This window comes from Escherichia sp. E4930 (assembly GCF_005845405.1).
In the GTDB taxonomy this organism is placed as follows: domain Bacteria; phylum Pseudomonadota; class Gammaproteobacteria; order Enterobacterales; family Enterobacteriaceae; genus Escherichia.
The window spans coordinates 1-21745 of sequence record NZ_VCDZ01000027.1 but is presented as its reverse complement, the minus strand read 5'-3'; the positions used below and the strand labels follow the sequence as shown (position 1 = coordinate 21745).

The window sequence follows — 21745 nt, the reverse complement described above, 5'->3', positions numbered from 1 at the left end:
CGGATGCGGCGTGAACGCCTTATCCGCCTACGGTTCGGGGCCGTTTGTAGGCCCGATAAGACGCGTCAGCGTCGCATCGGGCATTGTTTGTCGGATGCGGCGTGAACGCCTTATCCGACCTGGGGTTCAGCGCCGTTATATGGAAAAATTAACGGCTCTGCTTTCTCAGCAAATAAATAAAATACGGTGCGCCGATAAACGTCGACAGCAGACCCGCCGGGATCTGGAATGGAAACAGCACCATCCGTCCACACCAGTCAGCGAACACCAGCAGTAATCCCCCCACCAGCGCTGAAATCACGATGTGCGGCATCGTCCGTCGAAAGCCCATCATCCGCGCAATATGCGGTGCCATTAAACCAACAAAACTCAACGGTCCAATGGTCATTGTCGCGGTCGCCGTCAGGCAAGCCGCTAGCAGCAGCAGCGCAATTCGCGTCGGCGTCAGCGCCATCCCCACGGCCCGCGCGGTATCACCGCCCAGCGGTAAAATGGTCAGCCAGCGGCGGCACAGCGGGGTAATCGCCAGCAAAATCACCATCACAATCCCCGTGCACCAGACCTGCGCATCGGTGGCGTTGTAGGTCGAACCAGAAATCCAGGTCAACACTTGCGCCATTCGCGGGTCACCACTTGCCTGCAACATCATCAAAAGCATGGTGAACGCGGTACTTAACGCCATCCCCGCCAGTAACATACGGTGTGGGGAAAATCCACCGCGTCCGGCGGCGATCATAATGATCAACAGCGTCACCGCCGCCCCGAGACTTCCCGCGGGTAACAGCCAGCCAAAAGCATTGCCCGGCACCAGAAACAGCATTAACACCACGCCAAACGCCGCGCCGGAGCTAATCCCCAGCACTTCCGGGCTTGCCATCGGGTTTCCGGTCAGCCGCTGAATAATACAGCCCGCCACCGCCAGCATGACGCCCGCAAACAGCGCTGCCATAATTCGCGGCCAGCGCCAGGGCATCAAATCCTCGAGCAACGCCCCGCTCGCCCACGTCCAGCCGTGCGCATCACGACCAAACGACAGCGCCACCACCACAGCCATCAACAGCAGCACGCCGCCCGCGAGGGCAAACGCCAGCACATGTTGGCGTTCAGTCGCCACCCGATCGTTCACTTTCATATCTGGCGCACTAATGCTGCGTAAACGCGGCAGCAGCCACAGTAGCAGCGGCGCACCGATCAACGCAGTGACCGAACCGGTAGAAACTTCCATCCACACGCGAGTCAGCCAGAGGATGATTTGATCAGAAAGCCACAGAATTAACGCACCAATCAGCGATGCCAGCATCAATCGTGGCAGCAGACGCCGCGCGCCCAGCATTTTTGCCAGCAACGGCGCGAACAAACCGATAAAGCCGATAATCCCCACCGCGTTCACCAGCAACGCACTGATGACAATCGCCAGCGACAGTGCCGCCAGACGCGCCAGCGACAAGGCCAGCCCGAGATTGCGCGCCACGCCATCATCAAGCCCCATCAGGGTTAACGGGCGAAGTAGCAGTAACGTCAGCATCACGCCGCCCAGCAGCTGCGGCCATAAACGCTCAACGCCGCCCCAGTCGGTTTGCGTCAGCGTTCCGGTGCTCCACAGGAACATGCTTTGCAGTTGGTCGTGATGGAAGATGACCAGTAACTGATTGATTGCCCCGCAATAAAGGCTCACCACCAGCCCCGCGAGGATCAGCGTTACCGGCGAAAGCCGTTTCCCCCACGCGACGCCAAAAACGATTAAGCCAACGACACAAGCACCCGCCAGCGCAGCAAACTGGCTCGCCATCGCACCAGGGATCGCCCAGAGCGTAGTGACGGTAATCCCCAGTTGCGCGCCTGTAGCAACGCCCAACGTCGTCGGTTCCGCCAGCGGGTTACGCAGCACTTGCTGAAACAGCACGCCCACCAGCCCCAGGCCCGCGCCCACCAGCAGCGAAATCGCCAGACGCGGCAACAAGCTGTAGTGAAAAATCATCTGCTCGATGACATCGATATCCGGCGACCAGGCAGCCTGCGCCCACTGGCTACGCGGCAGCGCTTGCGAAAAGTTCATCCAGGTGAGCGCCGCTGCGACAATCACCAGCAGCGCCAGCAATAACGCCGGAAAAAGCGCAATTCGTTTACTCACGCTTTACCTCCGATGGCGTTATCCAGAACGCGCACAAAGTGCATTGCCGAGAGCGTCGCACCATAAAACCAGACTGCAGGTACGCGCTGAAAGCGTCCGGCGCGGACAAACGGCATGGCCTGCCACAGCGGCGTTGCCATTAGCGCGTCCATGTCTTTACTGTTGTCGTGATCAAAACAGAGCACATCAACATCTTTATACGCCGCCAGACGATCGATACTGACGGCGGTACTGCCCCAGAAGTTGGTTTCCCCTTGCCAGGCATTTGGGATGCCGTACTCATCGAGAATTTCCTGGAACAGGCTGTTTGGACCGAAGACCAGCATATGGCGCGGATCGAGAAGCGACGTCAGCAATAACGGGCGCGCTCCACGCTTCACAAAGCGGGGTTTCATGCTGCGGATAAAATCTTCATATTGCGCTAAATGCGTTTCTGCTGCGCTTTGCAGATTAAGTAAATCCGCCATTTCCGTCAGCGATTTACGCGCCATCACCAGCGGCTGTTTTCCGTCGCTGAAGTTAAATCCGCGTCCCGGCGCAATGCGTGCCAGCATTTCTGGCGAAGGGCCATATCCCGCCGACCAGACCATAAACGATGGTTTCATTTCGGTCAGCAGTTCAAGGTTAGGTTCTGTGCGCAAACCAACGTCAATCACCGATTCAGGTAATGGTGGTTCGCTGACCCACAGGCGATAGTTGATGGTGTCCGCCACGCCGTAAGGTACGATGCCGAGCGCCAGCAGTAATTCCACCGGCAACCACTCCAGCGCCACAACGCGATGTGGATCAATAGCCGCCGCACGGGCGGTATTCATCTGCCATAGCAACGGAGAAAGCGCCATCGCCGTTAACAGTCGGCGGCGCGAAATAAGAGGTAAACCGCTCATCAATAAACAAAACTCACAGGTGCAGCACCCGCCGGATGCGGCAAAATCCCCATCGGGATGCCATAAATCATTTCGAGGGTTTCGCCGCGCATAATTTCCGCAGGCGTTCCCTGAGCAATCATTTCACCACCGCGCAGGGCGACCAGATAATCACAGTAGCGCGCCGCCATATTAATATCGTGCAGCACGGCAATGACCGTCAGGCCACGCTCCTGACTTAAACGATGCACCAGCGCCAGCACGTCAACCTGGTGGGCGATATCCAGCGCCGAGGTCGGTTCGTCCAGCAGCAGGCAGCGGCTATCCTGCGCCACCAGCATGGCGATCCACGCCCGCTGACGTTCGCCGCCAGAGAGACTATCGACCAGCCGATGCGCCAGCGGTTTTAAGCCAACCAGCGAGATAGCTTCCTCGACTTTTTCGCGATCTGCCGCGCCAAAGCGCCCCAGCGCGCCATGCCACGGGTAACGACCAATCGCCACCAGTTCACGCACGGTCATCCCTTCTGCCGGAGGAAGCTGCTGCGGCAAATAAGCCACTTTGCGGGCAAACGCTTTGCTGCTCCAGCTTTCCAGCGGCTGAGCATCAAGAAGAATCTCCCCTTCCGACGGTGGCTGATGACGGCCAAGCATTTTGAGCAGAGTGGATTTACCAGAACCGTTGTGACCAATCAAACCAGTCACTTTCCCGGCAGGAAAGGTTAACGACAGCGGATGCAAAAGTGTGCGCCCGGGCACACGAAAGGAGATATTACGCAGTGCAAAAGTGGTATCGGAATGATTCGTGTATTCCTGCATAACAGCCAACTTGTGAAGCGGGCACGGAAATCCGTGCCCCAAAGAGAAAATTAGAAACGGAAGGTTGCGGTTGCAACGACCTGACGTTCTGCGCCCCAGAAGCAGCCATAGGTGTTAAAGCAGCTGGCGACGTATTCACGATCGAACAGGTTGTTAACATGCAGCGCTACGTTGGAGCCAGCCATGCCGACTCGCGCCAGATCATAACGCACTAACGCATCCACGACCGTATAACTTCCCACTTTAAAGGAGTTCGCCGGATCGCCGTAGCTGGAGCCAGTATAACGGCCGCCAGTACCCAGCGTCAGACCTGAAAGTGGACCGTCAAAGAAGGTGTAATCAGCCCACAGAGAAGCCATGTGTTTTGGCACCTGCGCAGGCGTATTGCCTTTGTAGGTGGTATCGGTGGTGTATTCCGCGTCGGTATAGGTATAAGAACCGACCACGTTAACACTCGCCGACAGCGCCGCTTTTGCTTCGATCTCAACGCCACGCGCACGGATCTCACCACCTTCAACCGAGAAGAAGGAACCCTCAGGATCCGCCATCAGGTTGTTGGTTTTGGTGAGATTATACAGCGCGCCAGTCACCACAATTGGGCGATCTTCCGGTACGTATTTCACGCCGACTTCATACTGCTTACCTTTAGACGGTGCGAAAATATTACCATCCTTCCCGACCTGTGAAGAAGGTTCAAACGATTCGCTATAGCTGAAGTACGGTGTTACGCCGTTATCAAACAGGTAGTTAACGCCACCACGCCAGGTGAACTGTTTGTCATCACGTTTATCTGTCGTTCCCGCTACGCGGTTAAGAGATTCTTGATCTGCCCAGTCGTAACGACCGCCCAGAGTGACCAGCACTTTATCCCACTGCGCCTGATCCTGAACGTAAATACCCGTTTGTTTCTGCTTATTCAGAATACGGTACGGGCCGGAGTTTGCCGGATCTTTCGCATTGAAATCGAAATCGGTATTCACCGGATTGTACAGATCGAGCAGTGGCACAGAGTCGTCGTAACCAAACCAGGCGTTGATGTCATTACGCATACGCATAAAGTCGACACCGGTCAGCAGGGTATGGGCGATATCGCCAGTGGCGAATTTGCTTTGCAACTGGGTATCAACAGAGAAGTTTTGCAGCTTCTCATCATCAACGACGTATTTGCGCGCCAGATAATGGCCTTTATCCGCTGGAGCTAAAGCTGCACACTGTTGGCTGTAAGCATTCGCCGGATCGGAGCAGACGCCGTAACCATAAACGCTGTTTTGCGAGGTTTTGTTTTCAGCAAAGCGCAGGTTCTGACGCACAGTAAAGGTGTCATTAAATTCGTGGTCGAAGCTGTAGCCAACCATCTTCTCATTACGAGAATAGGTGTTGTTCTTCGCCCCTTCATTAAAGTCTGTCGGCAGACGCTTACCGTTTGGCAGCGTATCAACGGTCCCTTCTTTCGGCAACCAGCCGTAATAACCAGTTTCCGGCTCATTCTGGAAGTAAGAGAGGAAGGTGAAATTGGTTTTATCGTCCGGACGCCAGGTAAACGCTGGAGCAATGGCATAACGCTGCTCTTCCGCGCCCTTTTGCTGGGCATTGGCAGAGCGCGCAAGACCGGTCAGACGATAAGAGTAAACGCCGTCATCATCCAGCGCATCGCTAAAGTCAAAACCGGTCTGGAACAGGCTGTCAGTACCGGCTTTAAACTGGACTTCTTTCAGTGGTTCGGTGGTCGGGCGCTTGCTGACCATGTTCAACAGGCCGCCAGGACTGCTTTTACCGTAAAGCACGGATACCGGGCCACGCATGATTTCAGCGCGCTCCAGCATATACGGGTCGATAACCGCATCGTTATAGAAGTTACCCTGCATCTTCAGGCCATTCAGATAGTTGTTCTGACTTTGGCCTTCCGCAGCAAAACCACGAATGATCAGGTGGTCATAAGTGTTGGATGCGCCACGCGTACCCACTGAGACACCCGGCGTGTAACTGAGCGCTTCTTTTACTGACTTCGGCTGATGCAGCGCCATCTCTTCGGCAGTCACAACAGAAATAGACTGTGGCACTTTTTGAATCGGCGTATCTGTTTTGGTGCCGGTGGCGGACTGTCGCGCCGCAATAGTTGCAGCCGGACCCCATGCGCTTTCTTGTGGCGCAGGTGCAGCGGTAACGGTGATAGTGTCTTCTTTCGGTTCAACCGCTGCCTGTGCATAAACAGACATGCCGCTAACCGCTGTGGCTACTACAACTGCGATTTTACGCAGTGAGTGTTTTGGCTGAGCAGTTTTGGAACGCGCCATTGGTATATCTCTGATGTAAAGTGAATGATAACGTAAACGAGAATGATTATTATAAAGATAAGATAATATTCGAAACGCTGGCGGGTTCGCAAGCGGTACGCAATCTGAGCGTTCCTGAAGGGTTAATAAACAACCAGATGAAAAGAAAGGGTTAATACTTTGGGTGGGATGTTATTTTACCGGATGGCTGCTCGCCATCCGGTATGTCACGCTTAGACGTTAATTACTACCAAACATATCCTTGATCCAGCCTGCCACGCCGTCGCTGTCTTTCTGCTGCTGTTGAGCAGGTTGCTGTTGCGGCTGTGAAGACTGATCAAACGGATTGCCTGACGGCTGCTGCTGTACCTCACTCTGCTGGCACAGCGATTGCGGATCGCTGGTCCAGACCGGCAAAGTACGCATACCACCGCTGCAAACAAAGTTACCGTCGTAATCCACGCCCATATCCACGATATCTTCCGGCGGTACAAGATTCAGCGGCGTTGGTGTCTGATTAGCCAGATAACGCTGGTAAATCGACATCGCCCCGCTGGCACCGTACAGCTTAGTCGGCTGGTTGTTATCGCGGCCTACCCAGGTGATGGTCACCGTGCTGCCGTCAATGCCCGCAAACCAGGTATCAACGTTGTTATTGGTAGTACCCGTTTTCCCTGCCAGATGCAGGTTCGGATATTTCGCCCCAAGCTGACGCCCTGTACCACGTTGCACCACTTGCTGCATGGTCCACAGCGTCAGATACGCCGCCTGCGCCGGAACTGCGCGTTCCGCCTGCGGGAAGCTCTGATACAGCACCTTACCATCTTCCGCGATTACCGAACGCAGTGCAGAAAGCGGCGCGCGGTTACCGCCGCTGGCGATAGTCTGGAACGCCTGCGCCACTTCGATTGGCGTTAAGTTCAGCGCTCCCAGCAACATTGCCGGAACTGGATTCAACTGGTCTTTCGGCACGCCCAGTTTGATCCAGGTATCCGTAACCGCAGGCAGCCCCAGCGCCATCCCCAGATTCACCGTCGGCACGTTCATCGAACGGGTCAACGCATCCACCAGCATCACTCTGCCGCTTTCGCTATAGCGACGATCATCGTTCTGCGGTGACCAGACCTGACCGTTCGGCTGACGCAGCGCGATTGGCGCATCGGCAATCCACGTATTCAGACGATAGATTTTCGGCTGGCTTAACGCCGTAAGATAAGTCGCTGGTTTTGCCAGTGAACCAATCGAACGACGTGCCTGCATCGCACGGTTGTAGCCCGCAAACTGCGGTTCAGCCCCCCCGACCATCGCACGGACTTCGCCACTAAAGCGATCAACGACGACAATCGCCGTTTCCAGATCGCTCAACTTACGCTGTTTCTTCAGTGCAGGAATGCCTTCTACGGCAGCTTTTTCTGCCGCATCCTGGGCCACTGAGTCAAAAGTAGTGAAGATCTTCACACCAGAGAGATCTTTCACCTTATCGCCCAGTTTCGCCTGCAACTCCTGACGCACCAGCTGCATAAAGGCTGGCTGAGGAGAGATTACTCCGCCGCGTGGCTGTACGCCCAGCGGTCGCGCACTCAGCATTTCATACAGTTCGCCGTCGATAATCTGCTGTTGTTGCAGCAAACGCAGCACCAGGTTACGTCGCTCCAGCGCCAGTTTCGGATTACGCCACGGGTTGTAGATCGACGCGCCTTTCACCATGCCAACTAACAGCGCCTGCTGGTCAAGGCTCAACTCTTCTACCGGGCGACCAAAGTAGTACAGGCTCGCCAGCGGGAAGCCACGAATTTCGTTGTCGCCGCTCTGACCGAGATACACCTCATTCATATACAGCTCAAGAATGCGATCTTTGCTGTAACGTGCATCCATGATCAACGCCATATAGGCTTCGTTCGCTTTACGCCAGTAAGAACGTTCGCTGGAGAGGAACAGGTTTTTCACTAACTGTTGCGTCAGTGTACTCGCCCCCTGCACCGTGCGTCCGGCTGTCAGGTTTGCCAATACTGCACGTCCAATGGAGTAGAGGCTGATGCCATCATGCTCGTAGAAATGACGGTCTTCGGTTGCCAGCAAGGTATCTACCAGCAAGTCCGGGAAACCACTGCGCGGCACAAACAGACGCTGCTCGCCGTTTGGTGAGGAGATCATGGTGATCAGGCGCGGATCAAGACGGAAGAAACCGAACTGACGGTTGTTCTCCATATTGACGATGGTCGCCAGATGATCACCATCAAAAGTCAGACGCGCACGCACCTGCCTTCTTTACTGTCCGGGAAATCAAACGGACGGCGGATCATTTCAATGCTGTTGGCCTGCACGGTAAATTCGCCAGGACGGGTCATCTTCGACACCTGACGATACTGGGTCGCCTCCAGCAGTTTCACCATCTCGTTCTTGCTGATGGTCATATCTGGTTCAAGGTTAACCATTCGGCCATAGACCGCTGCTGGCAACTGCCAGACCTTGCCATCAATACGGCTACGAATTTTTTGATCGAGATAAACGCCGTAAATGGCGATCAGCACGGCAAAAACGATAGCCAGTTTTAGCAGCAACCATAACCAGCCGCGTTTGCCACGAGGCTTACGCCCTTTTCCTTTGCCCTTTCCTTTGCGCGGCATCGGTTCTTCGTCCTCATAGTCATCATAATCGTCGTAATCATCGTCGTCTTCGTAACGACGACGGCTTACCTTTTGTTTGACTGGACGCGTCGGTTTCCCTTTGCGTCCAATTGGCTCGCGGTCATTCCCGGCCATGCTTTTTCTCCGCAATATTCAGGCGCAAAAGCCCGATTTTCTGTTCATCTGTTGCAATACAGAAGAAGATATCTCTCAAAATGCTTTTCTCCCTCTCCCTGTGGGAGAGGGCCGGGGTGAGGGCATCAGCGCGCTCATTGCTCCTATGCCCGTTTACCAACCTTACGAATACTTTTTCGTCCGCCGCGTTGGTGCGGTATTCGCCGGGTCGTCCGGCCAGACGTGTTTGGGATAACGCCCTTTCATCTCCTTTTGCACCTCACGATACGCCCCTTTCCAGAAGGCCCCCAAATCACGCGTGATTTGCAGCGGCCTTTGGGCGGGTGAAAGTAACTCCAGCACCAGCGGCACACGTCCCTGGGCGATTGTCGGATTGGTGGCTTCGCCAAACATCTCCTGCATTCTTACTGCCAGCGCAGGCGGGTTATCTTCATGATAACGAATGGCGATCCGACTTCCCGTCGGCACAGTGTAATGCGCAGGCAGGGAACTCACCAGACGTTGCTGCATTCCCCAATCGAGTAATCCATGCAGCGCCTGGTAAATATCGACTGATTTCAGGCCACGTAGCGAATGTACACCGCTCATATGCGGCAACAACCACGTTTCAAGCGTCGCCAATAAACTCGCGTCATCGACCGCTGGCCAGTCATACTCTGGTAACCACTTCGCAGCGCACAGTAAACGCAGGCGTAGCTGTTCCGCTTCTGGCGTCCAGTTGAGGACGTTTAATCCTTTATCGCGTATACCGTTAAGCATCGCCTGATGTAATTCTTCTTCCGAAGGTTTCGCTAGTGGCTGCACTTTTACCGTGAGCTGGCCAATTTGCAGCCGACGCCAGGCTTTCAGCGTGCCTTGAGCATCGTCCCACTCCACAGTGTCAGACTGCTGCACCAGTTGCGGGCAACGTTCTACTAACGTATCAATATCGACCGGCAGCGCCAGCAAAATCCGCGCATCCGGCGAGGCGCTGCCCTGCAATAATAACGGTGCGATCAGCCATTCGTGGCGGTTTAACGCGTCGTCGGCATCCAGCATCGCCCCCATGCCGTTCGCCAGTTGATAGCGACCATCTTGCCCACGCCGACGAGCAATACGATCGGCAAACGCCCCGGCAAGTAGCGGCGCAATAAGCGAACTGTCCTCCTCACCGCCGCGTACGTTTAAGCGTTTCAACAGTTGCTGACTACGTTGCTGCCAGGCAGGTTGATTGCGCGAGAACGCCACGCCAAGATCGCCATTACCCATCCGTGGCGGTTCTTCGAGAATAGCGGCAATTTTTGCGGCGGTAGCCGCTTCATCGTCACTCTTCGCGCTCACCAGCATTGCCGCTAAACGCGGATCGTTACCCAGCGCCGCCATTTTTTGCCCTTGCGCACTAAGCCGTTCACCGTCCAGCGCCCCCAGCATTTGTAACAGGCGTTTCGCCGCCTGTAGATTCACCGCTGGCGGGTGATCCAGCCAGTTCATCTGTGCCGGATCGCTACATCCCCATTGCAGTAATTCCATCAACAAACCGGAGAGATCGCTTTGTAAGATCTCCGGTTCACTTTGCGCTGCGGCGCGTTCCGCCTGCTCTTTAGCGATTAAATGCAGGCAAATACCTGGCTCCAGACGCCCGGCGCGCCCGGCACGTTGCGTCATCGACGCCTGACTAACGCGCTGAGTGATCAACCGAGTAAGACCCGTACGCGGATCAAAGCGCGCTACCCTTTCCTGGGCGCAATCCACCACCAGACGGATACCTTCGATGGTTAGACTGGTTTCAGCGATGTTGGTCGCCAGCACCACTTTGCGCATTCCTTGCGGCGCAGGGAGGATAGCTTTTCGCTGATCGTTCAGCGACAACGCGCCATACAGCGGGCAGAGCAACACATCACTGCCGATACGTGACGCCAATTGTTCCTGCACGCGCTGAATTTCTCCGACACCAGGTAAAAATAACAGTAATGACCCAGTTTCCTGGCGCAGCAATTCGGCGGTAGCGGCAGCTACTGCTTCGTCAAAGCGTTGGTGTGCAGGCAACGGCAAATAGCGGCGCTCCACCGGATACGAGCGCCCTTCGGAAACAACAACGGGCGCTTCTGGCAGCATCTGCTGCAAGCGATCGTTATCCAGCGTAGCCGACATAATTAGCAGCTTTAAGTCATCGCGCAGACCTTGTTGCACATCGAGTAACAACGCCAGCGCCAAATCCGCCTGCAAACTGCGTTCATGAAATTCATCGAGGATCACCAGCCCCACGCCGTTCAGTTCCGGGTCGCGCTGGATCATGCGCGTCAACACGCCTTCGGTGACCACTTCCAGACGAGTATTCGGCCCGACGCAGTTTTGCGCACGCATCCGGTAGCCAACTGTGTCGCCAGGCTTTTCGTTCAGCAGCTCCGCCAGGCGTTGCGCAACGTTACGCGCCGCCAGTCGACGTGGCTCCAGCAGGATGATTTTCCCGTGAATCCCTGAATGCGCCAGCAGTTGCAGCGGTAGCCAGGTCGATTTTCCGGCTCCGGTCGGCGCACTTAATAACACCTGCGGCGCATAATCGAGGGCGGCAAGTAATTCAGGTAAGACGGCTGCAACGGGTAACGACGACACAAAACGCTCCAGAGGGTTAACATTCTTCGCGCCACATTGTAGCATCGCGGTAATTCATAACCGAGTGCCTGACATGTCTGAACCGCAACGGCTGTTCTTTGCCATTGACCTACCTGCTGAAATCCGCGAACAGATTATTCACTGGCGCGCCGCACAGTTTCCACCTGAAGCGGGTCGCCCGGTTGCTGCTGAGAATTTGCATCTGACGTTGGCGTTTTTAGGCGAAGTAAGCGCAGACAAAGAGAAGGCGCTCTCACTGCTGGCCGGGCGAATTCGTCAACCCGGTTTTACACTCACGCTTGATGACGCAGGTCAGTGGCTGCGTTCACGCGTGGTATGGTTGGGTATGCGCCAGCCGCCGCGCGGCTTAATCCAACTGGCGAATATGCTTCGTTCGCAGGCAGCACGCAGTGGTTGTTTTCAAAGCAATCGACCGTTTCATCCGCATATCACCTTATTGCGTGACGCCAGCGAGGCGGTAACAATCCCACCGCCTGGTTTTAACTGGTCATATGAGGTGAAGGAGTTCACTCTTTATGCTTCCTCGTTTGCCCGTGGGCGTACACGTTACACACCGCTCAAACGCTGGACGCTGACGCAATAACAAGGATTGTCATAATGGAATTTTCTCCTCCTTTACAGCGCGCCACGCTAATTCAGCGTTATAAACGCTTTTTAGCCGATGTGATCACACCTGATGGTCGTGAATTGACGCTACACTGCCCCAACACTGGCGCGATGACCGGTTGTGCAACGCCTGGCGATACCGTCTGGTATTCGACTTCCGACAATACAAAACGGAAATACCCGCACACCTGGGAATTAACCCAAAGCCAAAGCGGCGCATTTATTTGCGTTAATACGCTTTGGGCGAATAGATTGACGAAAGAGGCTATCCTTAATGGGGAAATTTCGGAGCTATCAGGCTATAGCTCGCTGAAAAGCGAAGTAAAATACGGTGCCGAGCGCAGTCGTATTGACCTCATGTTACAGGCGAGGTTTCGACCTGACTGCTATATTGAAGTGAAATCGGTTACGTTAGCGGAAAATGAGCAAGGTTACTTTCCCGATGCCGTTACCCAACGTGGGCAGAAACATCTTCGGGAGTTGATGAGCGTAGCGGCTGAAGGCCAACGTGCGGTGATTTTTTTCGCTGTACTGCATTCAGCCATTACACGGTTTTCACCCGCGCGCCACATCGATGAGAAATACGCGCAACTATTGTCAGAAGCACAACAGAGGGGAGTAGAAATTCTGGCTTATAAAGCGGAACTTTCTGCTGAAGGTATGGCTCTTAAAAAATCACTGCCTGTTACATTGTAGTAGTGTAAGTAACTGGTTAATTTACATTCTGGTCGCGTGCGCAAATACGCTTTTCCTCACACAGTTGTCAAGTGTTACGTTTAGATAATTGCTATCCGGAAAAGCATCTGCTATTTATAGCGGCCTCATTTTTCCCCCGAACATGGGGATCGATAGTGCGTGTTAAGGAGAAGCAACATGCAAGAAGGGCAAAACCGTAAAACATCGTCCCTGAGTATTCTCGCCATCGCTGGGGTGGAGCCATATCAGGAGAAGCCGGGCGAAGAGTATATGAACGAAGCCCAGCTGGCGCACTTCCGTCGTATTCTGGAAGCATGGCGTAATCAACTCAGGGATGAAGTCGATCGCACCGTTACACATATGCAGGATGAAGCAGCCAACTTCCCGGACCCGGTAGACCGTGCAGCCCAGGAAGAAGAGTTCAGCCTCGAACTGCGTAACCGCGATCGCGAGCGTAAGCTGATCAAAAAGATCGAGAAGACGCTGAAAAAAGTGGAAGACGAAGATTTCGGCTACTGCGAATCTTGCGGTGTTGAAATTGGTATTCGTCGTCTGGAAGCGCGCCCGACAGCCGATCTGTGCATCGACTGCAAAACGCTGGCTGAAATTCGCGAAAAACAGATGGCTGGCTAATTACAGCCGTTCCATCACGTTTACCACAGGCGGGAAATACTCCCGCCTTATTTTTTGTTCAAAGAGATGACAGACACACAGTATATTGGTCGCTTCGCCCCCTCTCCTTCCGGCGAGCTTCATTTTGGTTCTCTGATTGCTGCGCTTGGCAGCTATTTGCAGGCTCGCGCCCGGCAAGGTCGCTGGCTGGTACGCATTGAAGATATCGACCCGCCTCGTGAAGTTCCCGGTGCCGCAGAAACTATCCTGCGCCAGCTGGAACATTACGGCCTGCACTGGGACGGCGATGTTCTTTGGCAATCCCAACGTCACGACGCCTATCGCGAAGCACTCGCCTGGTTACATGAGCAAGAGCTAAGTTATTACTGCACCTGCACGCGTGCGCGTATTCAAAGCATTGGCGGTATTTACGACGGTCATTGCCGAGCATTGCATCATGGACCAGACAACGCGGCTGTGCGTATTCGGCAGTTGTATCCGGTCATGCAGTTTACTGATCAACTACGCGGAATTATTTACGCCGACGAAAAACTGGCACGAGAAGATTTTATTATTCATCGTCGTGATGGTTTGTTTGCCTATAACCTGGCGGTGGTGGTCGATGATCACTTCCAGGGCGTCACAGAAATTGTTCGTGGGGCAGATTTAATTGAACCGACAGTGCGGCAAATCTCGCTGTACCAGATTTTTGGCTGGCGGGTGCCAGATTACATTCATTTACCGCTGGCGCTAAACGAACAAGGCGCTAAACTTTCCAAGCAGAATCATGCGCCTGCGTTACCGAAAGGCGATCCGCGCCCGGTGTTAATCGCGGCACTTCATTTTCTGGGTCAGCAGGCAGAAGTGCACTGGCAGGATTACAGCGTAGAGCAAATCCTTCAGTCAGCCGTCAAAAACTGGACGCTGACCGCCGTGCCAGAGTCGGCAATTGTAAATTCAACATTCTCAAATGCGTCATGCTGAGCTATGATTAGCCGCTATTTTTTTGTCCTGAATGATGTTTGACACTACCGAGGTGTATTATTTTTACCCGAGTCGCTAATTTTTGCCGCAAGGTGTTGAGCCGCGAGGAGAGCGAAGCTGAACAGGCAGTCGCCCGTCCACAGGTGACGGTGATCCCGCGCGAGCAGCATGCTATTTCCCGCAAAGATATCAGTGAAAATGCCCTGAAGGTAATGTACAGGCTCAATAAAGCGGGATACGAAGCCTGGCTGGTTGGCGGCGGCGTACGCGACCTGTTACTTGGCAAAAAGCCGAAAGATTTTGACGTGACCACCAACGCCACGCCTGAGCAAGTGCGCAAACTGTTCCGTAATTGCCGCCTGGTAGGTCGCCGTTTCCGTTTGGCTCATGTGATGTTTGGCCCGGAAATTATCGAAGTCGCCACCTTCCGTGGTCACCACGAAGGCAACGTCAGCGACCGCACGACTTCTCAGCGCGGGCAAAACGGCATGTTGCTACGCGACAACATTTTCGGTTCCATCGAAGAAGACGCCCAGCGCCGCGATTTCACTATTAATAGTCTGTATTACAGCGTCGCGGATTTTACCGTCCGTGATTACGTTGGTGGCATGCAGGATCTGAAAGACGGTGTTATTCGCCTGATTGGTAACCCGGAAACGCGCTACCGTGAAGATCCGGTACGTATGCTGCGCGCAGTACGTTTTGCCGCGAAACTGGGGATGCGCATCAGCCCAGAAACCGCCGAGCCGATCCCACGCCTTGCTACTCTGCTCAACGATATTCCGCCAGCACGCCTGTTTGAAGAGTCTCTTAAACTGTTGCAAGCGGGCTACGGTTACGAAACCTATAAACTGCTGTGTGAATATAATCTGTTCCAGCCGCTGTTCCCGACCATTACCCGTTACTTCACGGAAAATGGCGACAGCCCAATGGAGCGGATCATTGAGCAGGTACTGAAGAATACCGATACGCGTATTCATAACGATATGCGCGTTAACCCGGCGTTTTTGTTTGCCGCCATGTTCTGGTATCCACTGCTGGAAACAGCGCAGAAAATTGCTCAGGAAAGCGGCCTGACCTATCACGACGCTTTCGCGCTGGCGATGAACGATGTGCTGGACGAAGCCTGCCGTTCACTGGCGATCCCGAAACGTCTGACTACGCTAACTCGCGATATCTGGCAGCTGCAGCTGCGTATGTCCCGTCGTCAGGGCAAACGTGCATGGAAACTGCTGGAGCATCCGAAATTCCGCGCCGCCTACGACCTGCTGGCTCTGCGTGCTGAAGTGGAACGCAACGCCGAGCTGCAACGTCTGGCGAAATGGTGGGGTGAGTTCCAGGTTTCTGCGCCACCCGATCAAAAAGGGATGCTCAACGAGCTGGATGAAGATCCAACACCGCGCCGCCGTACTCGCCGTCCGCGCAAACGCGCCCCGCGTCGCGAGGGTACCGCATGACGGTGGCGTATATTGCCATAGGCAGCAATCTGGCCTCTCCGCTGGAGCAGGTCAATGCTGCCATAAAGGCACTGGCTGATATTCCCGAAAGCCGCATCCTCGCCATCTCCTCGTTTTACCGTACTCCCCCGCTTGGTCCGCAGGATCAACCCGACTACCTCAATGCCGCCGTAGCGCTGGAAACAACGCTCGCGCCAGAAGAATTACTCAACCACACACAGCGTATTGAGTTACAGCAAGGCCGTGTCCGTAAAGCGGAACGCTGGGGACCGCGTACGTTGGATCTCGACATCATGCTGTTTGGTAATGAATCCATTAATACCGAACGACTCACCGTTCCGCACTACGATATGAAAAATCGCGGTTTTATGTTGTGGCCGCTGTTTGAGATTGCGCCGGGATTAACGTTTCCAGATGGCGAAACATTACACGATATACTCACCAAACTAGCAGCCCCACAACCTGCCATCTGGTAATTGCTGCACTGTATTATTTTATTTTCTTGACGAAAGAAAATAAAAATGATACGGATATACTATTATCTACAATTAAATTATTTCCTAATCTTACTCCTCACATCGTTGCTTACGCATTAAATATTCTTAATTTACATTTTAGATATTTTAAATACATACAACAAACAGTGGCTTTCGTAAATAATTTAGGACTTTTTGGTTTAAATAAGCATACAAAAGCGACAATTCAATAATCTATAAAAATATATTCATATTAATGATAATTTATCTACTATTACATCCTCCAATGTTTTTGAGTAGTATCCGCTCGCAATATTAATTTCCCATTATTTTTTGTAAGGATACATGTAATGAAAAAAGCACTTCTCGCGGCCACTCTGGTTTTCACTTCAGGCTCTGCACTGGCTGTCGATGGTGGTCATATCGACTTTAACGGTCTGGTTCAGTCCGGAACCTGTAAAGTCGGTGTTGTTGATGAAGGCAAACACAGCATCACTACCGATGGCGTAGTTACGCTGGATACTGCTAACGTCAGCGATACGTTTACAGAAGTAAGCGCAAACAGCGTTGGTTTGCTGCCTAAAGCATTTATGATTTCTGTTGATTGTGCACCGGGTACTGTCAATGTCGCAGCTTTAACCATGGGCTCTGCCAGCTACGCAAATACCAGCGGTACGCTTAATAACAATATGAACGTGACGGTTAACGGTATCCAACCGGCCCAGAACGTCAATATTGCTGTGCATAATATGCAAAAACAGGATGGTAGCGCAGACACCAAACTGGTTAACATGAACAACTCCGCTGAAAAACACCTGCTGAATTTAGATTCAGAAGGTGATGGTCAGTACAAGTTCAATGCTTCCTATGTAAAAGCGCCGAACAGCCAGGGCGTTACTACAGGCCACGTTACCACTAACGCCCTGTACACCATTACTTATCAGTAATAAGTACGTTATCTGAAAATAAGGTTTGCCGGATGGCAAACCTTATTTTTCTCTTCTGTATTTACCTACACCGATGCAAGGAGTGCTTATGTTTCCCTTCGTAAAAAAAACCGTTAGTGCATTATTTATGAGTACTCTCTTAGCCAGTACTCCTGCATTTGCCGATATTATTATTTCTGGTACGCGTATCATTTATAACGCTGATAAAAAAGATGTTAACGTTCGCCTGGAAAACAAAGGAAATCGCCCTTTATTAATTCAAAACTGGCTGGATACAGGTGATGACAATGCCGATCCTGGCCAGATTAAAGTTCCATTTACAGCCACGCCGCCAGTTTCACGTGTCGAACCCAAACGCGGGCAAACGGTAAAAGTGATGTTTACCGGGACTACCGCGCTTCCTGCGGACAGAGAAAGTGTTTTCTGGTTTAACGTACTGGAAGTACCGCCTAAGCCAAAAGATGCAGAGTCTGACAAAAACTTATTACAACTGGCTTTCCGTACCCGCATCAAACTCTTTTATCGCCCCAGTGGCTTACAGGGTGAACCAGCCGAAGCCCCCGCGAAACTGACGTGGAAGTTAAGCAATGCACAGGTACAGGTAAATAACCCAACGCCTTACTACGTTTCATTCAACGATATCACTCTGGAAAGCGGCGGCAAAACCTACACCGTGGACTCCAGCATGATCGCTCCTTTTGGTCAGGCTAATTTCGCCGTTACCGGGCTGGCGGGTAGCGTGTCATCAGGAAAAATTGTCTACAAAGCCATCAATGACTATGGCGGCAATATTGATGGTTCAGCATCGCTCTAATAACCAAACGGATCTTTTTTACATCGCCAGGAATGCAACCTTGTATAAGTTTACTCAGCATAAAAACCGTGCCCCGAAAAAGACGATACTGGCTGCCTGCTGCGCCTTGTTCTATAGCGGTAATGGCGCGGCAACAGAAAACGTGGAATATGACAGTTCTTTTCTGATGGGCGCAGGTTCATCAACAATCGATGTGAAACGTTACACACAAGGCAACCCAACATCACCGGGTGTTTATAACGTCCGTGTATTTGTAAATGAAAAATCTGTCGCCAGTTTAGAGCTTCCCTTTGTTGATATTGGTGAAAATAGTGCAGTTGCCTGTATTACCCGTAAAAATCTGGCGCAGATGCACATTAAGCAACCAGAACAACCTGTTACCCTGCTGACAAGAGAGAGCGAAGAAGGAGACTGTCTGGATCTGGCAAAATCGATCAGCCAGGCAGCGATCCGCTATGACGGTGGCGAGCAATTTCTGGAGATCTCCGTTCCTCAGGCTTATGTGTATAAAAGCTATGGCGGTTACGTCGATCCTTCTTTGTGGGAGTCAGGGATAAACGCTGCCATGCTCTCGTATTCACTGAACGCGTACCACACAGATTCAGATAATCGAAGCAGAGACAGTATCTATGGCGCATTCAATTCAGGGATCAATTTAGGTGCCTGGCACCTGCGCGCACGCGGCAACTACAACTGGTCAACAGATGGCGGAAGCAACTTTGATTTTCAGGATCGTTACCTTCAGCGTGACATCCCGGCTATCCGTTCGCAAATAATTCTTGGTGATGCCTACACTACCGGGGAAACCTTTGACTCAGTCAATGTACGCGGGGTACGCCTTTACAGTGACAGTCGTATGCTGCCTTCTGTATTAGCCAACTATGCGCCAACTATCCGCGGTGTTGCTAACACTAACGCTAAAGTCACCATTACCCAGAACGGTTATAAAATCTATGAGACTACCGTTCCGCCAGGTGCATTCGCCATTGATGACATTAGCCCTTCCGGATTTGGTAGCGAACTGGTTGTTACCATTGAAGAGGCCGATGGTTCTACGCGTTCATTTACCCAACCGTTCTCCTCCGTTGTACAAATGCAACGTCCAGGGGTCGGGCGTTGGGATTTCAGCGCGGGTCAGGTCATTAATGACAACTTGCGTCACGAACCTAACATGACGCAGGCATCGTTTTACTATGGTATTAATAACCTGTTAACGGGTTATACCGGAGTACAAGCTACCGACAATGATTATATCGCCGGATTATTGGGTCTGGGGGTCAACACCAGTATTGGTGCTTTTGCAGTAGACGTAACTCACTCGCGCACCGATATTCCTGACGATAAAACCTATCAGGGACAAAGTTATCGTCTCACCTGGAATAAACTCTTCGAGGGCACGGGTACTTCGTTTAACCTCGCGGCCTATCGTTACTCCACACAAGATTATCTCGGTCTGTATGATGCGTTGATGCTAATCGACGATGCAAATCATTCATCCAGTGATGAAGATAAAAACACCATGCAAAATTATTCGCGGATGAAAAATCAGTTTACCATCAGCGTAAGCCAGCCGTTGAATATTGCTTATGAAGACTACGGTTCACTCTATTTATCTGGAAGCTGGACAGATTATTGGGCCGCTGGCGATAGCCGCACTGAATATAACGTGGGCTACAGTAAAAGTGTCTCGTGGGGAAGTTTCAGCGTCAACCTGCAACGTAGCTGGAATATCGATGGTGAAAAAGATGATGCAATGTACCTGAGCGTCAGTGTTCCACTGGAGAATATTTTTGGTGGCAAACGTCGTAACTCAGGTTTTCGCAATCTGAATACTCAGGTCAACACCGACTTTAATGGTTCTCATCAAATGAACGTCAGTAGTTCAGGTAGTAGCGAAGACCATCTGATGAGCTACAGCGTCAATACGGGATACAACCTGGATAAAGTATCTGGTGATGTTGCCTCCCTGGGGGGATATCTCAGCTATGAGTCAGCATGGGGCGGTATTTCGGCCTCGGCATCTGCCACCAGCGATAATAATCAACAATATTCGCTCAGTACCGATGGCGGCTTTGTGCTGCACAGCGGAGGTCTGACTTACACCAATGATAGTTTTGGCAGCAACGACACGCTGGTTGTTATTAAAGCGCCGGGCGCTAAGGGTGCGAGAGTAAATAACAGCAGCGATGAGATCGATCGCTGGGGATATGCCATTACGTCCTCTGTCAGTCCATACCGGGAAAACCGGGTCGGTCTGAATATTGAAACAATGGAAAACGACGTAGAGCTTAAAAGTACCAGCGCTACCACAATTCCACGTAGTGGTTCCGTTATCCTGACCAGTTTTGAAACCGATCAGGGGCGTTCTGCCGTATTAAATATCATCACTAATAATGGCAAACCGATTCCGTTTGCGGCTGAAGTTTACCAGGATGACATCATGATCGGCAGTATGGGCCAGGGCGGTCAGGCGTTTGTCCGTGGAATTAATGATAGCGGGGAATTAATCGTGCGCTGGTTTGAAAACAATCACACTATCGATTGTAAATTGCCGTATCGCGTTCCGGCACAACCGCAAATGCTGGGCAGTACCAGGACTTTATTATTGAATAATCTAACCTGCCAGTTGGCTAACCACTAATATGGAATACTTTATGAAAAGGATATTAATAACATCCGTGCTAGTAGGCCTGGGATTACCTACTGTAAGTTTTGCGGCAGATAGTCTTGATGTCGATTTTACTGCAAACATATTGGCCACCACATGTACGATTACTATCGTTCAGGATGGTGGCCCCCAAGTTAACGACGATGGTGGTGATAATTATAGTCTGTCCATTGCCAGCGTTGGACTGGATAAAATAGTCAAAAGTGATGTTTCAGCACAAGCCGACTTTAAGTTGGTCGCATCTGGTTGCAGTAGTGGATATAAAAAAATCTTTACCAAGCTATCTGGTTCGTCGATTTCAGGTAACTTGATAAAAAATGAATCCACTGACTCACCGGCAGCCAATATTGGTATGGGTATCAAACGTAGGAATGCAGCAGATACTGCATTTATTGCGCCAAACAATACCAGCATCGTCGAATGGAATGGCACCGATAAAAATGAAGGCCTAAAACTGACCGTAGCACTACGCGAAACGACACCTGGAACCGGAAGAACGGGGAAATTCCGCGCCAAAGCCACTTTTAATTTCACCTATGAATAACAGGAACCGCAACCATGAAAATAAAAAATATAGCTACAATGATTGGTACTGTTATCGCTAGTGGCGTTATTTTTGTTAATGTCGCTCAGGCTGGCACGACGTCAGCAACCCTGACAGTAAATAGTGAAATCACAATGGGTACCTGTACCACCACACTACTTGATGATAATAATAAACAGAGCACAACCGTTGCATTTGGCGATGTCTATATATCTGAACTTGTTGCTAAAAGCAAAATAAAGAAATTTAAGATTCGCTTTAGCGGTTGCGCAGGTATTCCGGATAAAAGTGCAAAAGTGAAATTAAGCCCCAGGATAGCAGGCTGTGCAGGTACTGCATTTGCGAACAAATCAAGTAATAACCCAGCAACAAATGCCGCAGTTGAAGTATGGACAACCGACACTCCAGACAAAAATGGGAGTACACAATTTAATTGTTCGACAACAAATACTCTCACTGCACCACTAGATACAGCTAC

General features: G+C 52.0%; 16 protein-coding genes and 1 pseudogene. 11 read left to right on the top strand and 6 right to left on the bottom strand.

The genetic code is table 11. The features are described from left to right. Window positions 1-148 precede the first annotated feature (148 nt). The 6 genes and pseudogenes from fhuB to hrpB all read right to left on the bottom strand — a co-directional run bounded on the left by fhuB (window position 149) and on the right by hrpB (window position 11442). Complete coding sequence (fhuB, locus tag FFT88_RS21510; RefSeq protein WP_135404104.1) at window positions 149-2131, bottom strand: Fe(3+)-hydroxamate ABC transporter permease FhuB; 1983 nt, start codon at window positions 2129-2131, stop codon at window positions 149-151. Next, window positions 2128-3018, bottom strand: coding sequence for a Fe(3+)-hydroxamate ABC transporter substrate-binding protein FhuD (gene fhuD, locus FFT88_RS21505; protein WP_135404103.1), 891 nt, complete (start codon window positions 3016-3018; stop codon window positions 2128-2130). The genes fhuB and fhuD overlap by 4 nt, the downstream gene beginning before the upstream one ends. Continuing rightward, entirely contained in the window at window positions 3018-3815 is a 798-nt protein-coding gene (fhuC, locus tag FFT88_RS21500) for a Fe3+-hydroxamate ABC transporter ATP-binding protein FhuC (protein ID WP_001158929.1), read from the bottom strand. The genes fhuD and fhuC overlap by 1 nt, the downstream gene beginning before the upstream one ends. A gap of 50 nt (window positions 3816-3865) precedes the next feature. Continuing rightward, window positions 3866-6109, bottom strand: coding sequence for a ferrichrome porin FhuA (gene fhuA, locus FFT88_RS21495; RefSeq protein WP_135404102.1), 2244 nt, complete (start codon window positions 6107-6109; stop codon window positions 3866-3868). A gap of 219 nt (window positions 6110-6328) precedes the next feature. Continuing rightward, a pseudogene (gene mrcB / locus FFT88_RS21490) lies at window positions 6329-8850 on the bottom strand (bifunctional glycosyl transferase/transpeptidase). 162 nt (window positions 8851-9012) lie between these two features. Beyond that, on the bottom strand, window positions 9013-11442 hold the full coding sequence (gene hrpB, locus FFT88_RS21485) for an ATP-dependent helicase HrpB (RefSeq protein WP_135404101.1): 2430 nt from the start codon (window positions 11440-11442) through the stop codon (window positions 9013-9015). Window positions 11443-11515: 73 nt separating this feature from the next. On the opposite strand from hrpB, the gene thpR reads away from it, so the two are divergent. The 11 genes from thpR to FFT88_RS21430 all read left to right on the top strand — a co-directional run. Further along, complete coding sequence (gene thpR / locus FFT88_RS21480) at window positions 11516-12046, top strand: RNA 2',3'-cyclic phosphodiesterase (protein WP_130204991.1); 531 nt, start codon at window positions 11516-11518, stop codon at window positions 12044-12046. Between the two features lie 14 nt (window positions 12047-12060). Then, a complete protein-coding gene (gene sfsA / locus FFT88_RS21475; RefSeq protein ID WP_130204989.1) occupies window positions 12061-12765 on the top strand; it encodes a DNA/RNA nuclease SfsA in 705 nt (234 codons plus the stop codon). A 177-nt stretch (window positions 12766-12942) separates the two neighbouring features. Beyond that, window positions 12943-13398, top strand: coding sequence for an RNA polymerase-binding protein DksA (gene dksA, locus FFT88_RS21470; RefSeq protein ID WP_001155227.1), 456 nt, complete (start codon window positions 12943-12945; stop codon window positions 13396-13398). A 66-nt stretch (window positions 13399-13464) separates the two neighbouring features. Further along, complete coding sequence (gene gluQRS, locus FFT88_RS21465; protein WP_167851597.1) at window positions 13465-14361, top strand: tRNA glutamyl-Q(34) synthetase GluQRS; 897 nt, start codon at window positions 13465-13467, stop codon at window positions 14359-14361. A gap of 59 nt (window positions 14362-14420) precedes the next feature. Then, entirely contained in the window at window positions 14421-15818 is a 1398-nt protein-coding gene (pcnB, locus tag FFT88_RS21460; RefSeq protein ID WP_205712856.1) for a polynucleotide adenylyltransferase PcnB, read from the top strand. Further along, window positions 15815-16294, top strand: a complete 480-nt coding sequence (gene folK, locus FFT88_RS21455; RefSeq protein WP_135404099.1) for a 2-amino-4-hydroxy-6-hydroxymethyldihydropteridine diphosphokinase — start codon at window positions 15815-15817, stop codon at window positions 16292-16294. The genes pcnB and folK overlap by 4 nt, the downstream gene beginning before the upstream one ends. Before the next feature lie 350 nt (window positions 16295-16644). Continuing rightward, the gene (locus FFT88_RS21450) at window positions 16645-17241 is read left to right on the top strand and encodes a fimbrial protein (protein ID WP_135404098.1); all 597 of its coding nucleotides are present in this window, start codon (window positions 16645-16647) and stop codon (window positions 17239-17241) included. Between the two features lie 88 nt (window positions 17242-17329). Continuing rightward, window positions 17330-18055 (top strand): fimbrial chaperone, encoded by a 726-nt coding sequence (locus tag FFT88_RS21445; protein WP_135404097.1) that lies wholly within the window; start codon window positions 17330-17332, stop codon window positions 18053-18055. A 40-nt stretch (window positions 18056-18095) separates the two neighbouring features. Further along, on the top strand, window positions 18096-20696 hold the full coding sequence (locus FFT88_RS21440; protein WP_135404096.1) for an outer membrane usher protein: 2601 nt from the start codon (window positions 18096-18098) through the stop codon (window positions 20694-20696). Window positions 20697-20709: 13 nt separating this feature from the next. After that, entirely contained in the window at window positions 20710-21267 is a 558-nt protein-coding gene (locus tag FFT88_RS21435; RefSeq protein ID WP_135404095.1) for a fimbrial protein, read from the top strand. 14 nt (window positions 21268-21281) lie between these two features. Further along, window positions 21282-21745, top strand: a 464-nt coding sequence (locus FFT88_RS21430; RefSeq protein WP_138352544.1) for a fimbrial protein, incomplete at its 3' end; no start/stop codon positions are given.